An 18,133-nucleotide genomic window follows, 5' to 3' on the forward strand; every position below is an offset into this window, starting at 1 on the left:
TTAGACATGGGATTAGAAGAGCAACTGCCGAGCGGGCTCCTACTGTCCACGGTGGAAGACCTGGCCGGGTACTTCCGCACCGGGTCGCTGTGGCCGGCCACCTTCGGCCTGGCCTGTTGCGCGATCGAGATGATGTCGACGATGGCACCCGACTACGACCTGTCCCGGTTCGGGATGGAGGTTTTCCGGGCCTCACCGCGGCAGGCCGATCTGATGATCGTGGCGGGCCGGGTCAGCCAGAAGATGGCACCGGTGCTGCGCCAGATCTACGACCAGATGGTGGAGCCCAAGTGGGTGCTGTCGATGGGCGTGTGTGCGTCGTCGGGCGGAATGTTCAACAACTACGCGATCGTGCAGGGCGTGGACCATGTCGTCCCGGTCGATATCTACCTGCCTGGGTGTCCGCCCCGGCCGGAGATGCTGATGTACGCAATCCTCAAGCTGCACGAGAAGATTCGCTCAATGCCTTTGGGTGCCAACCGAGAACAGGTGATCACCGCGACCGAGGAGGCCGCCTTGTCGGCGCCGTCCACCTGGCAGATGAGGGGGTTGCTGCGGTGAGCGAGGCAGGCGGCGGGGACCGCGACCGCAACGGGCCCGAAGACCTAATCAAGGTCCGCCACGGCCTGTTCGGCGCGACGGGCACCGGCGACACATCCGGATACGGAGGTCTTGTCACCGAGGCCACGCTCCCCGGCGAGACCCCGCGGCCCTACGGCGGATACTTCGACGAACTTGTCGACACCCTCAGCGTCGCGCTGCAGCGCAACGGAATCGAGTTCACCGACGCCATTGAGAAAGTTGTCGTCTACCGCGATGAACTGACCCTCTACGTTGCACGCGCGCAGCTGCCGGCGGTCGCCCGGCTGCTGCGCGACGAGCCGGAACTGCGCTTCGAGCTGAGCCTCGGAGTCTCCGGTGTGCACTACCCCAGCGACGCCGACCGCGAGTTGCACGCGGTGTATCCGCTGCGATCCATCACCCACAACCGCCGCGTCCGTCTGGAAGTCGTTGCCCCCGACGCGGATCCGCACATTCCTTCGCTCTTCGCCATCTACCCGACCACCGACTGGCATGAGCGGGAGACCTACGACTTTTTCGGGATCATCTTCGACGGCCACCCCTCACTGACCCGAATCGAGATGCCCGACGACTGGCACGGTCACCCGCAGCGCAAGGACTACCCATTGGGCGGCATCCCGGTCGAGTACAAGGGCGCACAGATACCGCCGCCGGACCAGCGGAGGGCTTACAAGTAATGAGCACCGATACACCGCACACCGTTCTCAATGTCGGCGGGCAGGAATGGGATCAGGTGGTCGACGCCGCCAAGGCCGCTGACCCCGGCGAACGCATCGTCGTGAACATGGGGCCCCAGCACCCGTCGACGCACGGCGTGCTGCGGCTGATCCTGGAACTCGAGGGTGAGACCGTCACCGAAGCCCGCTGCGGCATCGGTTATCTGCACACCGGCATCGAGAAGAACCTGGAAAGCCGCTACTGGACCCAGGGCGTCACATTCGTGACCCGGATGGACTACCTGTCGCCGTTCTTCAACGAGACCGCCTACTGCCTCGGGGTAGAGAAACTGCTGGGCATCACCGAAGACATCCCCGAACGCGCCAGCGTCATCCGGGTATTGATGATGGAGCTCAACCGGATGTCCTCGCATCTGGTCGCACTCGCGACCGGTGGCATGGAGCTCGGCGCGCTCTCGGTGATGCTGTTCGGTTTCCGGGAACGCGAGCTGGTACTCGACATCTTCGAGGCGATCACCGGTCTGCGGATGAACCATCAGTACGTCCGGCCCGGCGGGGTGTCGGTGGACCTTCCCGGCGACGCGATCCCCATGATTCGCGACTTCCTCAAGCTGATGCCCAAGCGGCTCAAGGATATCGAGGACCTGCTGACCGAGAACTACATCTGGAAGGCCCGCACCAAAGGCGTGGGCTACCTGGACCTGACCGGGTGCATGGCGCTGGGCATCACCGGACCGGTACTGCGCTCGACGGGCCTGCCCTATGACGTGCGACGTGCGGAACCCTACTGCGGCTACCAGGACTACGAGTTCGAGGTGATCACCGACGACGGCTGTGATGCGTACGGCCGCTACCTGATCCGCATCGCAGAGATCAAGGAGTCCCTGAAAATCGTCGAACAGTGTCTGGACAAGCTGCAGCCCGGCCCGGTGATGGTCTCCGACCGCAAGATCGCCTGGCCGGCCGACCTGACCATCGGCCCGGACGGGCAGGGCAACTCCCGCGAGCACATCGGCTGGATCATGGGCCACTCGATGGAAGGTCTGATCCACCACTTCAAGCGAGTCACCGAGGATCTGTGGGTGCCGCCGGGGCAGGTGTTCGTCTCGGTCGAGTCACCGCGCGGCGAACTGGGGGTGCACATGGTCAGCGACGGCGGTACTCGCCCCTACCGGGTGCACTATCGGGACCCGTCGTTCACCAACCTGCAGGCAGTGGCCGCCATGAGCGAGGGCGGGCTGATCGCCGACGTGATCGCCGCGGTCGCCAGCATCGACCCGGTCATGGGCGGGGTGGACCGGTGAGCGCGCCAGGAGGCGAGATCGACAAGGTCGGCGTCAACAAGACCGGGCGTGGCCGGTTGATGCCGCCGACCGCCGGGACCGACGGCAACCGAGTCTTTCTGCAGCTGGGCCGACAGCCCGAAGAACCCAATCAGTTCAACCACCCCGGCGCCCCGACCGCCTACTCCCCCGACGTGCGAGCCCGGCTGGAGGCCGACGCCAAGGAGATCATCGGCCGATACCCGCAGCCGCGCTCGGCGATCCTGCCGCTGCTGCATCTGGTGCAGTCGGAGGACACCTACATCACACCGGCCGGCATGTCGTTCGTCGCGGAACTGTTGGGGTTGACCAGCGCCGACGTCGCCGGGGTCGCGTCGTTCTATTCGATGTACCGGCGTGATCCCACCGGTAAGTACCTGGTCGGCGTCTGCACCAACACCCTGTGTGCGGTGATGGGCGGCGACGCCATCTACTCCGAGCTCAAGGAACACCTGGGCGTCAGCAACGATCAGACCACTGCGGACGGCTCGGTCACCTTGGCGCACATCGAGTGCAACGCCGCCTGCGACTACGCGCCGGTGGTGATGGTCAACTGGGAGTTCTTCGACAATCAGACCCCGGAATCGGCGCGTGAACTGGTCGACAAGTTGCGCGCCGATGCCGAAGTGCGGCCCACCCGAGGAATGCCGCTGTGCAGTTTCGCCGCCACCGAGCGGATTCTCGCCGGCTTCCCGGACGAACGCTCCGACGACGGCCAAGGAGGTGCCGGCGCGGCGACGCTGGCCGGCCTGCAGGTGGCCCGTGAGCGCGGGATGACGGCACCGGAGCCCGGCAGCAAAACCGATAGGGGTGCGAAATGACCCTTACCAAAGGAACACCGCCCGAGGGCACACCGCTGACCCCGGTGCTCAGCAGCTACTGGGACGAGCCCGAGTCCTGGACGCTAGAGACCTACCGCCGCCACGACGGCTACGTCGGCATGAAGCGCGCGCTGGCGATGACACCCGACGAGGTCATCGAACTGGTCAAGGACTCCGGGTTGCGGGGCCGAGGCGGCGCCGGATTCTCCACCGGAACCAAGTGGTCCTTTGTCCCCCAAGGCAGTGAGGGTCCTGGGGCGCGTCCTCACTACCTGCTGGTCAATGCCGACGAATCCGAGCCCGGCACCTGCAAGGACATGCCGCTGCTGATGGCGACACCGCATGTCCTCATCGAGGGCATGATCGTGTGTTGCTACGCAATCCGCGCCCGCAACGCCTTCATCTACATCCGCGGCGAAGTGCTGCCGGTGGTGCGCCGAATGCAGGCCGCGGTCGCCGAGGCGTATGCGGCGGGATTGCTGGGCACCAACATCGGCGGCAGCGGCTTCGACCTGGACATCACTGTGCACGCCGGAGCAGGCGCCTACATCTGCGGCGAGGAGACCGCGCTGATCGAGTCGCTGGAGGGCTATCGGGGCCAGCCGCGGCTGCGCCCGCCGTTCCCCGCCGTGGCCGGGTTGTACGCCTCGCCGACGGTGGTCAACAACGTCGAATCGATCGCCAGCGTGCCGTCGATCCTGCGCAACGGTGCGGAGTGGTTCCGCTCCATGGGCACCGAGAAATCGCGCGGGTTCACCCTGTATTCGCTGTCCGGGCACGTCAACCGGCCCGGCCAATACGAGGCGCCGCTGGGCATCACGCTGCGCGAACTGCTCGCCTACGCCGGCGGCATACGCGACGGACACCGGTTGAAGTTCTGGACGCCGGGCGGATCGTCGACCCCGATTCTGACCGAGGAGCACCTCGATATCCCGTTGGACTACGAGGGCATGGCATCGGTGGGATCGATGCTGGGCACCAAGGCATTACAGATCTTTGACGAGACCACCTGCGTGGTACGCGCCGCCGGACGCTGGTCGGAGTTCTACAAGCATGAGTCCTGCGGGAAATGCACGCCGTGTCGTGAGGGCACCTACTGGCTGGTGCCCATCTACGAACGGCTGGAAGCCGGCCGCGGTACCCCCGAAGACCTCGACACCCTGCTGGACATCGCCGACGTCCTGTTCGGAAAGTCTTTCTGCGCCTTGGGCGACGGCGCGGCCATGCCGGTGAAGTCGTCGATCCAGTACTTCCGTGACGAATACATCGCCCACCTCGAGGGCGGCTGCCCGTTCGACCCGAAAGCGAGCATGTTCGTGCCAGGTGGAGCAGCAGGCGGTGTGGCGTGACCCAAACTTCTCAGCCGGACGGCCAGGAGTCGGTGACCCTCACCATCGACGACCAACAGATCACGGTCCCCAAGGGCACTTTGATCATTCGGGCCGCTGAACAGTTGGGCATCGAGGTCCCGCGGTTCTGTGATCACCCGCTGCTGGACCCGGTGGCCTGGTGCCGGCAGTGCATGGTCGAGGTGGAGGGCCAGCGCAAGCCACAGCCGTCGTGTGCGGTGGCCGCCGCCGACGGCATGGTGGTACGTACCCAGCACACCTCCGCCGAGGCCGATCGGGCCCAGCACCTGGTGATGGAGCTGTTGCTGATCAATCACCCGCTGGACTGCCCGACCTGCGACAAGGGCGGTGAGTGCCCGCTGCAGAACCAGGCGATGACGCACGGGCGCACCGAGACCCGCTTCGAGGAGACCAAGCGTCACTACCCCAAGCCGATCAACATCTCCTCGCAGGTGCTGCTGGACCGCGACCGCTGCATCCTGTGTGCACGTTGCACCCGGTTCGCCGATGAGATCGCCGGGGACAAGTTCATCGAAATGATGGATCGCGGCGCCCTGCAACAGGTGGGCATCTACACCGACACGCCGTTCGACTCCTACTTCTCGGGCAACACCGTGCAGATCTGCCCGGTGGGCGCACTCACCGGCGCCTCCTACCGGTTCCGGGCGCGCCCGTTCGACCTGGTGTCCACCCCCACCGTCTGCGAACACTGCTCGTCGGGCTGCGCCCAGCGCACCGACCACCGTCGCGGCAAGGTGATGCGGCGGATGGCCGGCGAAGACCCGGACGTCAACGAGGAATGGAACTGCGACAAGGGCCGCTGGGCGTTCACCTACGCCACCCAGAGCGACCGGATCACCACGCCGCTGGTCCGCGACGACAGCGGGAAACTGGTCCCCACCTCCTGGCCGCACGCGGTGGCAGTGGCGGCGCGTGGCCTGGCCGCCGCACGTGGGCGCACCGGCGTACTGGTCGGCGGCCGGGTATCGGCCGAGGACGCCTACGGCTACGCCAAGTTCGCCCGGGTGGCGCTGCACAGCGATGACATCGACTTCCGGGCGCGTGCCCAGTCCGCCGAAGAGGCCGCGTTCCTGGCCGCCCGGGTGGCAGGCCGCGGCATCGAGGTCAGCTATGCCGATCTGCAAGCCGCCCCGGTGGTGCTGCTGGCCGGTCTGGAACCCGAGGAAGAATCGCCGATCGTCTTTTTGCGACTGCGCAAGGCGGCCCGCAAGAACGCCACCAAGGTGTTCAGCCTGGCGCCGTTCGCCGTTCGCGGGCTGACCAAGATGTTCGGCACCCTGCTGGCAGTGGTTCCCGGCGGTGAGGCGGCGGCGCTGGACGGCCTGCACACCGGGAACGAATCCGATCTGGGGCAAGCGCTTCGCCAACCGGGCGCGGTGGTGCTGGTCGGCGAGCGGTTGGCGGCCTCACCGGGAGCACTGTCGGCGGCGATCCGGCTGGTCGAAGCCACCGGCGCGAAGCTGGCCTGGGTGCCCCGCCGAGCCGGAGAACGCGGAGCACTGGACGGCGGGGCGCTGGCCGGCCTGCTCCCGGGCGGACGTCCGCTGGGGGATCCGGCGGCGCGGGCCGAGGTGGCGCGGGCGTGGGGTCTCGAGGGCTCCGACGACCTGCCGGCGCAGACGGGTCGCGATACCGACGCCATCCTGGCGGCCGCGGCCGACGGAACGTTGGGGGCACTGGTGGTCGGCGGGCTGGAGCCGACCGACCTGGTCGACCCGGCAGCGGCGCTGGCCGCCCTGGATGCGGTCGGATTCCTGGTCAGTCTCGAGTTGCGGCACAGCGATGTCACCGAACGCGCCGACGTGGTGCTGCCGGTGGCCGCCGCCGCCGAAAAGTCCGGCACCTATGTCAACTGGGAAGGCCGCCATCGGCGGTTCGGTGTCGCGCTCGGTGACACCGGCGCCCTGCCCGACCGGCGGGTGCTCGACGTCCTCGCCGAGGAGATGGGCGTCGCGCTGGGGCTGGGCACGCTGGAAGCTGCCCGCGAGGAACTGGCGGGGCTGGGCGCCTGGTCCGGTGAGCGAGTCGCCGGCCCCGACGTCGCCGCCGGGTCACCACCGCAGCCCGGCACCGGCGAAGCCGTGCTGGCCGGCTGGCGCATGCTGCTCGACGAGGGCCGGATGCAAGCCGGCGAACCGAATCTGGCCGGCACCGCCCGCAAACCGGTGGCGCGTCTGTCGGCGACCACGGCCGCCGATATCGGTGTGGCCGATGACGAGCCGGTCACGGTCAGCACCGCGCACGGCAGCATCACCCTGCCGCTGGTGATCACCGAGATGCCCGACAACGTGGTGTGGCTGCCGATGAATTCGCACGGCTGCGCGGTGCATCGGGATCTGGGAGTCACCCCCGGCGCGACGGTACAGATAGGACGCAGCTCATGACCGATCCCTGGTGGTTGATGCTGGTCAAGGTCCTCGGCGTCTTCGTGTTTCTGATTCTGACGGTGGTCCTGGCAATCGTCATCGAACGAAAAGTCGTGGGCCGCATGCAGATGCGCCCCGGACCCAACCGCGTCGGGCCGAAGGGCTGGCTGCAGAGCCTGGCCGATGCGATCAAACTGGCGCTCAAGGAGGACATCACCCCCTTCAACGTCGACCGGGTGATATATACGTTGGCGCCGATCATCTCGACGGTGCCGGCGATCACCGCATTCGCCGTGATCCCGCTCGGTCCCGAGGTCAGCATTTTCGGCCACCGCACCGCGCTGCAGCTGGCCGACCTGCCGATCGCAGTGCTGTTCGTGCTGGCGATGTCCTCGATCGGGGTGTACGGGATCATCCTGGCCGGCTGGTCGTCCGGATCCGTCTATCCCCTGCTCGGCGGAATCCGCTCCACCGCCCAGGTGATCTCCTACGAGGTCGCCATGGGTCTGGCGTTCGCGTCGGTGTTCCTCTACGCCGGGACCATGGCGACCTCGGGCATCGTGGCGGCCCAGGATCGGGCATGGTTCGCATTCCTGCTTATGCCGGCCTTCCTGGTGTATTTGACCGCGATGGTCGGTGAGACCAACCGCGCGCCGTTCGACCTGCCCGAGGCCGAAGGCGAACTGGTCGGCGGCTTCCACACCGAATACTCGTCGCTGAAGTTCGCGCTGTTCTTCCTCGCCGAATACATCAACATGGCCACGGTTTCGGCCGTCGCCGTCACCTTGTTCCTCGGCGGCTGGCACGCGCCGTTCCCGTTCAACATGTGGCCGGCCGCCAACACCGGCTGGTGGCCGCTGCTGTGGTTCACCCTCAAGCTGTGGTGCTTCATCTTCATCTACATCTGGCTGCGGGGGACCCTGCCCCGGCTGCGTTACGACCAGTTCATGGCGCTGGGCTGGAAGATCCTGATCCCGGTGGCATTGTCGTGGGTAATGCTCGCCGCGGTGCTGCGCAGCATGCGCAACGACGGCTACCAGCACTGGCAACTGGCACTGGCCGGTATCAGCACGCTGACCACGGTGGTGCTGCTGGTGGCGCTGCATCGCAAGTTCAGCGCGCTCAACAGCCGCCTCGACGAATCGCCGCCGCCAGCCGTCGCAGTGCCTTCGTCCGAGGGGGCATTTCCGACACCACCGCTGCCGCAACGCAATCCATCGCGGGTCAAGGAGGACGTCAATGGCTAGCTTGAGAGACGCCCTGGCCGGGTTCGGCGTCACCTGGAAGACGATGTTCAAGCGGCCGATCAACGATGGCTACCCCGAGCGCAAGAAGCCCACGGCGCCGCGCTATCACGGCCGTCACCAACTCAACCGGCACCCGGACGGGCTGGAGAAGTGCATCGGCTGCGAATTGTGCGCGTGGGCCTGCCCAGCCGACGCCATCTACGTGGAAGCCGCGGACAACACCGACGAGGAACGCTTCTCCCCCGGCGAACGCTACGGGCGCGTCTACCAGATCAACTACCTGCGCTGCATCGGCTGCGGACTGTGCATCGAGGCCTGCCCCACCCGCGCGCTGACCATGACCAACAACTACGAGATGGCCGCCGACAACCGCGCCGACCTGATCTGGGAACGCGACCAGCTACTGGCGCCCCTGGAACCGGGCATGGTCGCGCCGCCGCACGCGATGCCGCCCGGCGCCACCGAGAAGGACTACTACTTGGGCCGGGTCAGCCCGGCCGGGCTCGATGCCGAGCCAGACCTGTTCGTGATGCTGAACCGAGTCAAGCAGGGTAAAGCCTGATGGGCACCACACTGCTCGCCGCCGATATCGTCGTCCGCACCTCGACCGGGGAAGCGGTCGTGTTCTGGGTCCTGGGCGTCATCGCCGTCATCGGTGCCATCGGCGTCGTCACCGCCGCGAAGGCGGTCTACTCGGCGCTGTTTCTGGCGATGACGATGTTGATCCTGGCGGTGTTCTACTTCGTGCAAGACGCCATGTTCCTGGGCGTGGTGCAGATCGTCGTCTACACCGGCGCGGTGATGATGCTGTTCCTGTTCGTGATGATGCTGATCGGTGTCGACTCCGCCGAGTCTCTGGTGGAAACCCTGCGTGGCCAGCGAGTCGGCGCCACGCTCGCCGGCATCGGTTTCGGAATGCTGCTGATCGCCGGAATCGGCAGCGCCACAACGCACCTGCGAAGCATCGGCACGCCCGCCGCGACGGGCACCGGCTCGGCGGACCTGGGCCAGCACAATGTCGAGGGACTGGCGGCGCTGATCTTCACCCGCTACCTGTGGGCGTTCGAGCTCACCAGTGCGTTGCTGATCACCGCGGTGCTCGCCGCCATGGTGCTGACGCACCGCGAACGACTGCAGCCGCGAATGACGCAGCGGGAGCTGTCCATCCAGCGTTTCCAATCCGGCCGGCGGGCCACCCCGCTGCCGACGCCCGGGGTGTACGCCCGCCACAACGCTGTCGACATCGCCGCGCGACTACCCGACGGGACCTACTCCGAGCTGTCGGTGTCGGACGCCTTGACGCACCGCTGGGTCGGTTCCACCGGCAACGCGGCCGCCGCCGACGGTTCAGAGCGGAGCGATGCCGAGGAGCGGCGCATCAGCACCGCCGCGGCCAACGGGGAGGAATCGGACCAGTGAATCCGGAGAACTACCTGTACCTGTCGGCGATGCTGTTCACCATCGGCGCCACCGGAGTGCTGTTGCGGCGCAACGCGCTGGTGATGTTCATGTGCGTCGAGCTGATGCTCAACGCCGCCAACCTGGCGTTCGTCACCTTCGCTCGGCTGCACTCCCAGCTCGACGGACAGATGGTCGCGTTCTTCACCATGGTCGTCGCCGCCTGCGAGGTGGTGATCGGCCTGGCCATCATCATGACGATCTTCCGGGCCCGGCGATCCGCCTCGGTCGACGACGCGAACCTACTGCGCGGCTAGGAGTTGGGGAGCTCTATGACGAATCTGAGCCAGCTGAGCTGGCTGCTGGTGGCCCTTCCGACGGCCGGTGCCCTGATCCTGTTACTCGGCGGGCGCCGCACCGATCGGTGGGGCCACCTACTGGCCTGTGCCACGGTGCTCGGCTCGTTCGGGATCGGCCTGGCCCTGTTGGCCGACATGCTCGGCCGCGACGGCGAAGACCGGGCGATTCACACGCACCTGTTCAGCTGGGTGCCGGTCGGTGCCCTGCACGTCGATTTCGGGATACTGATCGACCAGCTGTCGATCTGCTTCGTGCTGCTGATCAGCGGCGTCGGCGCACTGATCCACATCTACTCAACCGGCTACATGAAGCACGACCCGGACCGGCGACGGTTTTTCGCCTACCTCAACCTGTTCGTCGCGGCGATGCTGTTGCTGGTCGTGGCCGACAACTACCTGGGCCTCTACGTCGGCTGGGAAGGCGTCGGCCTGGCGTCCTACCTGCTGATCGGCTTCTGGTACGCCAAGCCGGTGGCGGCCGCGGCCGGCAAGAAGGCGTTCGTGTCCAACCGGGTCGGCGACATCGGATTGTCGCTGGCCATGTTCGTGATGTTCGCCGGATTCGGCACGCTGTCCTACGACGGGCTGTTCGGCGCGGTCGGCGACGCCGGCCCCAGCGGCCTGACCACCGCGATCGGCCTGCTGCTATTAGTGGGTGCCTGCGCCAAATCCGCGCAGGTCCCGCTGCAGGCCTGGTTGTTCGACGCCATGGAAGGCCCGACCCCGGTGTCGGCCCTGATCCACGCCGCCACCATGGTGACCGCCGGTGTCTACCTGATCGTGCGGTCCGGACCGGTGTTCGATCTGTCCCCCGACGCCCGACTGGCGGTGGTCGTGGTCGGTGCCCTCACGCTGCTGTTCGGCGCGATCATCGGCTGCGCCAACGACGACATCAAGCGGGCACTGGCCGCCTCCACGGTCAGCCAGATCGGCTACATGGTGCTGGCCGCCGGCCTGGGCCCGGCCGGCTATGCGGTGGCGATCATGCACCTGCTTACCCACGGCTTCTTCAAGGCCGGGCTGTTCCTGGGCTCGGGGTCGGTGATGCACGGGATGAACGACGAACAGGACATGCGCCGCTACGGCGCCCTGCGCAGCTTCATGCCGGTGACGTTCGCGACGTTCGGACTGTGTTATCTCGCGATCATCGGGGTGCCGCCGTTCGCCGGCTACTGGTCCAAGGACGCCATCATCGAGGCCGCGTTGGCATCCGGCGGCACCCGCGGCTGGGTGCTGGGGGCGGTCACCATCCTGGGCGCCGGCATCACCGCCTTCTACATGACCCGGGTGATGCTGATGACGTTCGGTGGCGAGCGCCGCTGGGCCGCCGATGAGAGCGAGGTGAGTGCGGACCGCGTGCTGCAGCACCCGCACGAATCCCCGCGGGTGATGACCTGGCCGATGATCGTGCTGGCTCTGGGCGCTGTGTTCGCCGGCGCCGCGCTGGCCATCGGCGGGCGCCTGGAGCACTGGCTGGAGCCGGTGGTCACCCGGGTAGCGCCGGTTGCCGAGCACGCGCACGCCATCCCGGCCTGGCTCACCGGCGCGATCACCCTCGGAGTTGTCCTACTCGGTGTCGCCGTGGCCTTCAACATGTACGGCCGCAAGCCGATACCGATCACCGCGCCCACCGACGTGTCGGCGCTGACGGTGGCGGCCCGCAAGTATCTCTACGGCGATGCCTTCAACGAGGAGGTGCTCATGCGTCCGGGTAACCGACTGGCACAAGGCCTGGTCGGCGTCGACGACCGGGTGGTTGATGGCTCGGTCAACATGACAGCCGGCCTGGTTGCGATCGCGTCATACCTGGTGCGGCGCCTGCAGACCGGTTTCGTGCGCTCCTACGCGCTGACCATGCTGGCCGGTACGGTCCTGGTCGTCGCACTCGTGCTGGCGGTGCAGCTGTGAACAACAACGTGCCCTGGCTGAGCCTGCTGTGGTTGGTACCGCTGGTCGGCGCCGGATTGGTCATCGTGTTGCCGGCCCGAGCGGCAGCACTGGCGAAGTGGACCGCCCTGCTGGTGAGCCTGGCGACGCTGGCGATCGCGATCGTGGTCACCGTCGGCTTCGACACGACCCCGGTGGCAGCCCCCTACCAGTTCGTCGAGTCGCACTCCTGGATACCGGCATTCGGCGCGAGCTACACGCTCGGAGTGGACGGTATCGCGGTGATCCTGGCGTTGTTGACCGCCGGACTGGTGCCGTTGCTGATGTTGGCCGGCTGGAACGACGGCGAACGGGCCGATCAGAACGGTGCCGATGCCAACGACTCCCAGCGCCCGGCTGCGCTGCGCTTGCGCTCGTCAGCCCGCGGCCCGCACGCGTTCGCCGCGCTGACCCTGACCGTCGAGGCGATGGTGTTGATCTCGCTGGTCTCGCTGGATGTGCTGCTGTTCTACGTGTTCTTCGAAGCGATGCTCATCCCGATGTACTTCATGATCGGCGGTTTCGGGAATGGCGCCAAGCGTTCCCAAGCGGCCCTGAAGTTCCTGCTGTACAACCTGTTCGGCGGTCTGATCATGCTGGCCGCGGTGATCGGGGTGTACGTGGTGAGTTCCGGCGACGGCGCCTCCGGCGGCACCTTCGACTTCCGTGAACTGGTCTCGATCTTCTCCCCGGCGACCACGACGGTGGATCCGGGTGTACTCAAGCTGCTCTTCGCCGGCTTCATGTTCGCCTTCGCGGTCAAAGCCCCGCTGTGGCCACTGCACCGGTGGCTGCCCGATGCCGCCGTGGAATCCACCCCGGCCACTGCCGTGCTGATGATGGCGGTGATGGACAAGGTGGGGACCTTCGGGATGTTGCGGTACTGCCTGCAGCTCTTCCCCGACGCCTCAACATATTTCCGTCCGGTCATCATCGTGCTGGCGGTCATCGGCGTGGTCTACGGGGCCATGGTGGCGATCGGCCAGCGCGACATGATGCGCTTGATCGCCTACACCTCGATCTCGCACTTCGGCTTCATCATCTTGGGCATCTTCGTCATGACCAGCCAGGGGCAGAGCGGTTCGACGTTGTACATGCTCAACCACGGCTTGTCGACGGCGGCACTGTTCCTGATCGCCGGGTTCCTGGTGTCCCGGCGCGACGGTGCCCGGGCGATTTCGGACTACGGCGGCGTGCAGAAGGTGGCGCCGGTGATGGCCGGCACCTTCATGGTCGCCGCGATGGCCACCCTGTCGCTGCCCGGTCTGGCCCCGTTCATCAGCGAGTTCCTGGTCTTGGTCGGCACGTTCAACCGGTACTGGGTGGCGGCGGCGGTCGGCTCCACGGCGCTGGTGTTGTCCTCGATCTACATGTTGTGGCTGTATCAGCGGGTGATGACCGGCCCGGTCACGGCGGGCAATGAGCGCATCCGCGATCTGGTGCCGCGGGAGTTGCTGGTCGTCACGCCGTTGATCGCGCTGCTGCTGTTCCTCGGCTTCTACCCCAAACCCGCGCTGGACATCATCAATCCGGGTGTCGCGCACACCTTGACCACGATCGGTGAGACCGATCCGGCACCACTGACCGCTGAGGGGGCGCACTGACCATGGCGGGCATGCCTATCCCATCCGTCGAATACAGCCTTGTCCTGCCCCTGCTGATCGTTTTCGGCACTGCGGTGACGGGTGTGCTCTTCGAGGCGTTCATTGCGCGCCGAGCGCGCTACGTAATGCAGGTCCTGCTCGCTGTCGGCGGTTTAGTCGCGACGTTCGCCGCGATCGTCGTGGTGGGCCGTGATCTGCCGACCGGTGGCCGCATCGCGGTCCTGGGCGCGCTGGCCGTCGACGCGCCCGCACTGGTGCTGCAGGGCACCATCGTGCTGGTCGGGATCATGGCCGTGCTGTTTATCTCCGAGCGCAACATCGGTGCCGGAGTTCCCGAAGGTCCGGGAGCGGCGACAGCCCCCGCAGCCCCGGCACGTGCGGGCCTGGACGCGTTCACTCCGCAGGCGTCGGCAGTGCCGGACAGCGTCGCCGAACTCGACGCGGCGCGAGCCGGGGTGGCTCAGACCGAGGTATTCCCGCTGACCGTGCTTGCCGCCGGCGGCATGATGGTGTTCACCGCCGCCAACGACCTGGTCACCATGTTCGTGGCGCTGGAAGTGCTCTCACTGCCCCTCTACCTGCTGTGCGGGCTGGCCCGCTACCGCCGTCTGCTCTCGCAGGAAGCGGCGCTGAAGTACTTTCTGCTGGGCGCCTTCTCTTCGGCGCTGTTCCTGTTCGGCGCCGCGCTGCTCTACGGCGCCACCGGGGTGCTGACGCTGCCGGACATCGGTGAGCAGTTGTTCGCCCACAGCAGCGACCCGCTGGCGCTGATCGGGGCTGGGCTGCTGCTGGTGGGCTTGTTCTTCAAAGTCGGCGCGGTGCCATTCCATTCGTGGGTTCCCGACGTCTACGTCGGGGCGCCGACGCCGATCACCGGCTTCATGGCGGCGGCCACCAAGGTCGCCGCGTTCGGGGCGATGCTGCGGATCCTCTACGTCGCACTGCCTGCGCTGCATGACCACTGGCGGCCGCTGCTGTGGCTGATCGCGGTGCTGACCATGGTGGTCGCTACCATCGCGGCGATCACCCAGACCGAGGTCAAGCGGATGCTGGCCTACTCCTCGGTCGCCCACGCGGGCTTTGTGCTGACCGGTGTGCTGTCGGCGATCCCGGCCGGCATCTCCGCCACGCTGTTCTATCTGGTCGCCTACAGCTTCTCCACGGTGGGTGCCTTCGCGGTGGTGAACCTGATCCGCGGCTCCAGCGGCGAGGAAGAGCTCGACATGTCTCGGTGGGCCGGTTTGGGCCGGCGCTACCCCGTTGTGGGCCTACTGTTTTCGATGTTCCTGCTGGCGTTCGCCGGCATCCCGCTGACCAGTGGTTTCATCAGCAAGTTCGCGGTGTTCAAGGCCGCTGCCGAGGGCGGTGCGGCACCACTGGTGGTGGTCGGCGTGATCGCCAGCGGTGTCGCCGCCTACTTCTACGTCCGGGTGATCGTGTTGATGTTCTTCACCGACTCCCCCGCCGACCCACCGCAACTGGTGCTGCCCAGCGTGTGGAGCAAGGCAGCCATCGCGCTGTGTGCCGCGATCACCGTGCTGCTAGGGGTGCTGCCGCAGCCGCTGCTCGACCTGGTGGACGCCGCAACCCAATTCGCGCAGTAAGCGCAACATGCCCGCCGTGCAGGGGGTACACATGGAGAGATGCCAGACGAGTCATTCCAGCAGCTGGTCGCCATGCTGGACTACACGATGTTCGTGGTGACCACGGCGACCGATCAGCGCGCCTCGGGGTGTCTGGTCGGGTTCGCCACCCAGGCCAGCATCGAGCCGCCGCGATTTCTGGTCGGCATGTCCAAGCGCAACCACACCTTCGAGGTGGCTGCCGAGTCCGAGCACTTGGCCGTTCACGTCCTGGCACGCCGCGACATCGAGCTGGCCCGGCTGTTCGGCGGTCAGACCGGCGACGACATCGACAAGTTCGAGCGCTGCGCCTGGCACAGCGGTCCCGCGGGAATGCCAATCCTCGACCATGCGCCGGCCTGGTTCGTCGGCAAGACGCTGCGCCGGATCGACCTCGGCGACCACATGGGCTACCTGCTGGACCCGGTGGCCGGATATGCCGCCCAGAGCGACGATGACCTGCTGACGCTTTCCGACGTCAACGATCTCGAACCGGGCCACAAAGCCTGACTGAACGGCCCGAGCAGCGCTTAGCCCGGCTCTCGCAGCGGAAGACCGGAAGCCTGATAGATCGCGTCGATGACGGTCATGTTCTCGATCGCGTCCTCGGGAGTGGTGCGCACCGGCACGCCGCGCAACACCGCGTCGGCGAACGCGTCGAGCTGGTAGGCGTAGGACGCCCGGTGGGTGAATCGCTCGACGCGCCTGCCCTTTGGCGAGCTGACCCGCAAGCGGTGGAAGTACTGCGGCATCAGCGGGTTGAGCGCTCGCAGCTCGCCGTGCTCGCCGATCACCCGGGCGCTGATCTGCAGCAGGTTCGATGACCACAGCGAGCAGCGGATGGTGCCGGTGTGCCCGGCCGGAAACCGCAGCTGTGCCGTCATGGCCCGGTCGACAAGCGGGTCGCGCAACTTCGCCTGCGCGGAAACGACTTCCGGGGTAGCTCCGCCGAAGGTGCGGGCCATGTGCACCGCATAACAGCCCGCGTCCATCAACGCCCCGCCGGCCAGCGCGTAGTGATAGCGGATGTCGGAGAACCGGGGCAGCGGAAAGCTCAGCGCGGTGTCGACCTGCCGCAGCTCGCCCAACTCCCCCGAGTCGATGATCTCTTCGATGCGCGCGGTCATCGGGTGGTAGCGGTAGTGGAAGGCCTCCATGACCACCCGATCAGAGCCCGCGGCCGCCGCGGCCACCTCGCGGGCTTCCTCGGCATTGGCGGTGAACGGCTTCTCGCACAGCACATGCTTGCCGGCGTCCAGTGCGGCGCGTGTCCACCTGCCGTGCAGGTGGTTCGGCAACGGGTTGTAGATGGCGTCGACCTCGGGGTCGGCGATCAGTGCGTTGTAGCTGTCATGCACCCGGGCGATGCCGTGTTTCGCGGCGAACGCCCGAGCCCGGCCGATGTCGCGCGCGGCCACTGCGCTCACCACGACCTCAGGGTTGGCGGCGGCCGGTTTGAGCAGTGCGTCCGGGGTGATCCGCGCTGCTCCGAGCACGCCGATACGCAGCACCGTCCTGGTGCCGGTCATGCGACGGAGCTCCGCTGCAGCAAGAACCCGGCCAGCCGGCGACCGGGTTGCGCCGAGGTCGTCATGTCGACCACCCGGCGTGCCTGCTCGGCTACCGGCGTGGCGGGGTCGAGGACCGATAGGTAGACCTCGTGGGCGGCCAGGGAGTCCACCGCGATGTCGAGGTAGTTACCCACATCCTCGACGTGGGTGGGTCCCGGGCCCCCTTGGAACAGCCAGCGCGGCGGGTCCTCGCAACTGTCCCAGGCGTCGGTGACCGCGGCGGCGAATTCGATGTGGTCGCGCTGGTTGGGCGCCCCCGGCCCGAACTCCGCACCGCCGTAGATCGTCACCACCACGTCGGGGCGCACCTCACCGATCACCGAGGCGATCTTGGCGCGCAACTCCGGCGTATTGCGGATGTTGCTGTCCGGGAAGCCCCAGAAGTCGACGTCAGGAACCCCCACGATGGCCGCCGCCCGCCGTTGCTCATCCTCGCGCAGCGGCCCGGCCTGCGCCGGCTCCATGCCGGCGATGCCTGCTTCCCCGCTGCTGGCCAACGCATAGCGGACGGTCTTGCCGGCGGCAGTCCATTTGGCCACCGCGGCGGCGATGCCGTACTCGGGGTCGTCGGGATGCGGCACCAACACCAGCAGCGACGCCCAGTCTTGCGGGAAGGGCTGCGGCCCGCTGGGCCCGATCGGCTGAGCCATGGGTCTATGCCATCACGCCGTGGGCGATGATGTCCGCGATCCGTTGCACCCAGTCGTCGTCGAGGTCGTCGTCGGGACGAAGCATCATCGCCAGCAACGTCGCACCGCCGATAATCTCGACGAGCCGGTCGGGGTCCACATCGGCTCGTGCATCGCCGCGGCTCACCGAATCGGCCACCCAGTGGCGCATCACCTCGAACAGGCCCTGAAAGCGGTCCAGGATCCGCGCGGTCAGCTCGGCGTTGGTCGCCATGTCGCCGATCAAGCCGGGCAGCGCCGCCCGCACCACAGGGTTGGTGAACGCGTCGCGCGCGCCGGCCATCATCGCCTTGAGGTCGCCGGACACGTCGCCCGGCGGCGCAGTCACCGCGCTCGGGGGCACCGAGAACGCGGCCTCGTGCACCAGTTCGGCCTTGCTGGGCCACCGGCGGTACAACGCGGTCTTGGTGGTGCCGGCGCGCTCGGCGACGGCCGCCAGGCTCAGATTCGAATATCCGACTTCGACAACCAGTTCCGCGGCGGCCTGCAATATGGCACCGTCGATGCGGGGATCACGAGGGCGTCCGGCGCCGGACCCCTTGTCAACGGCCGAACGTTCTGCTTTCATAACGCTACCTG

At 67.1% G+C, this 18,133-nt stretch carries 17 protein-coding genes; 14 read left to right on the top strand and 3 right to left on the bottom strand.

Features of this window, described 5'->3' with window-relative positions; genetic code table 11:
• Positions 1–6 precede the first annotated feature (6 nt).
• From EJK91_RS04000 to EJK91_RS04065, 14 genes are read left to right on the top strand one after another with little or no spacing between them, the layout of a single operon-like run.
• Entirely contained in the window at positions 7–561 is a 555-nt protein-coding gene (locus tag EJK91_RS04000) for a NuoB/complex I 20 kDa subunit family protein (protein WP_024442466.1), read from the top strand.
• Complete coding sequence (locus EJK91_RS04005; RefSeq protein WP_051190254.1) at positions 558–1,259, top strand: NADH-quinone oxidoreductase subunit C; 702 nt, start codon at positions 558–560, stop codon at positions 1,257–1,259. Before EJK91_RS04000 ends, EJK91_RS04005 begins: the two co-directional genes overlap by 4 nt.
• Complete coding sequence (gene nuoD, locus EJK91_RS04010) at positions 1,259–2,563, top strand: NADH dehydrogenase (quinone) subunit D (RefSeq protein WP_024442464.1); 1,305 nt, start codon at positions 1,259–1,261, stop codon at positions 2,561–2,563. The genes EJK91_RS04005 and nuoD overlap by 1 nt, the downstream gene beginning before the upstream one ends.
• Positions 2,564–2,622: 59 nt before the next feature.
• The gene (gene nuoE / locus EJK91_RS04015; protein WP_036457865.1) at positions 2,623–3,402 is read left to right on the top strand and encodes an NADH-quinone oxidoreductase subunit NuoE; all 780 of its coding nucleotides are present in this window, start codon (positions 2,623–2,625) and stop codon (positions 3,400–3,402) included.
• A complete protein-coding gene (nuoF, locus tag EJK91_RS04020; RefSeq protein ID WP_024442462.1) occupies positions 3,399–4,751 on the top strand; it encodes an NADH-quinone oxidoreductase subunit NuoF in 1,353 nt (450 codons plus the stop codon). The genes nuoE and nuoF overlap by 4 nt, the downstream gene beginning before the upstream one ends.
• Positions 4,748–7,156 (top strand): NADH-quinone oxidoreductase subunit G, encoded by a 2,409-nt coding sequence (locus EJK91_RS04025; RefSeq protein ID WP_125078315.1) that lies wholly within the window; start codon positions 4,748–4,750, stop codon positions 7,154–7,156. The genes nuoF and EJK91_RS04025 overlap by 4 nt, the downstream gene beginning before the upstream one ends.
• Entirely contained in the window at positions 7,153–8,385 is a 1,233-nt protein-coding gene (nuoH, locus tag EJK91_RS04030) for an NADH-quinone oxidoreductase subunit NuoH (RefSeq protein WP_125078316.1), read from the top strand. Before EJK91_RS04025 ends, nuoH begins: the two co-directional genes overlap by 4 nt.
• Entirely contained in the window at positions 8,378–8,947 is a 570-nt protein-coding gene (nuoI, locus tag EJK91_RS04035; protein ID WP_024442459.1) for an NADH-quinone oxidoreductase subunit NuoI, read from the top strand. The genes nuoH and nuoI overlap by 8 nt, the downstream gene beginning before the upstream one ends.
• On the top strand, positions 8,947–9,804 hold the full coding sequence (locus EJK91_RS04040) for an NADH-quinone oxidoreductase subunit J (RefSeq protein ID WP_125078317.1): 858 nt from the start codon (positions 8,947–8,949) through the stop codon (positions 9,802–9,804). Before nuoI ends, EJK91_RS04040 begins: the two co-directional genes overlap by 1 nt.
• Positions 9,801–10,100, top strand: a complete 300-nt coding sequence (gene nuoK, locus EJK91_RS04045; protein ID WP_024442457.1) for an NADH-quinone oxidoreductase subunit NuoK — start codon at positions 9,801–9,803, stop codon at positions 10,098–10,100. The genes EJK91_RS04040 and nuoK overlap by 4 nt, the downstream gene beginning before the upstream one ends.
• Before the next feature lie 15 nt (positions 10,101–10,115).
• The gene (nuoL, locus tag EJK91_RS04050) at positions 10,116–12,050 is read left to right on the top strand and encodes an NADH-quinone oxidoreductase subunit L (protein ID WP_125078318.1); all 1,935 of its coding nucleotides are present in this window, start codon (positions 10,116–10,118) and stop codon (positions 12,048–12,050) included.
• Positions 12,047–13,672, top strand: coding sequence for an NADH-quinone oxidoreductase subunit M (locus EJK91_RS04055; protein ID WP_125078319.1), 1,626 nt, complete (start codon positions 12,047–12,049; stop codon positions 13,670–13,672). Before nuoL ends, EJK91_RS04055 begins: the two co-directional genes overlap by 4 nt.
• Before the next feature lie 2 nt (positions 13,673–13,674).
• Positions 13,675–15,276, top strand: coding sequence for an NADH-quinone oxidoreductase subunit NuoN (gene nuoN / locus EJK91_RS04060; protein ID WP_024442454.1), 1,602 nt, complete (start codon positions 13,675–13,677; stop codon positions 15,274–15,276).
• Positions 15,277–15,315: 39 nt separating this feature from the next.
• The gene (locus EJK91_RS04065) at positions 15,316–15,804 is read left to right on the top strand and encodes a flavin reductase family protein (RefSeq protein ID WP_024442453.1); all 489 of its coding nucleotides are present in this window, start codon (positions 15,316–15,318) and stop codon (positions 15,802–15,804) included.
• A gap of 20 nt (positions 15,805–15,824) precedes the next feature.
• On the opposite strand, the gene EJK91_RS04070 is transcribed toward EJK91_RS04065, so the two are convergent.
• Genes EJK91_RS04070 through EJK91_RS04080 form a run of 3 tightly spaced genes read right to left on the bottom strand, consistent with a single transcriptional unit; the run spans position 15,825 to position 18,122 of the window.
• On the bottom strand, positions 15,825–16,823 hold the full coding sequence (locus EJK91_RS04070; protein WP_024442452.1) for a Gfo/Idh/MocA family protein: 999 nt from the start codon (positions 16,821–16,823) through the stop codon (positions 15,825–15,827).
• Positions 16,820–17,515, bottom strand: coding sequence for a PIG-L deacetylase family protein (locus EJK91_RS04075; RefSeq protein WP_125078320.1), 696 nt, complete (start codon positions 17,513–17,515; stop codon positions 16,820–16,822). The genes EJK91_RS04070 and EJK91_RS04075 overlap by 4 nt, the downstream gene beginning before the upstream one ends.
• A 4-nt stretch (positions 17,516–17,519) precedes the next feature.
• A complete protein-coding gene (locus EJK91_RS04080; RefSeq protein WP_024442450.1) occupies positions 17,520–18,122 on the bottom strand; it encodes a TetR/AcrR family transcriptional regulator in 603 nt (200 codons plus the stop codon).
• Between the last annotated feature and the right edge of the window lie 11 nt (positions 18,123–18,133).

It is taken from the genome of Mycobacterium sp. P7213, assembly GCF_900604305.1.
Taxonomy (GTDB): Bacteria; Actinomycetota; Actinomycetes; order Mycobacteriales; family Mycobacteriaceae; genus Mycobacterium.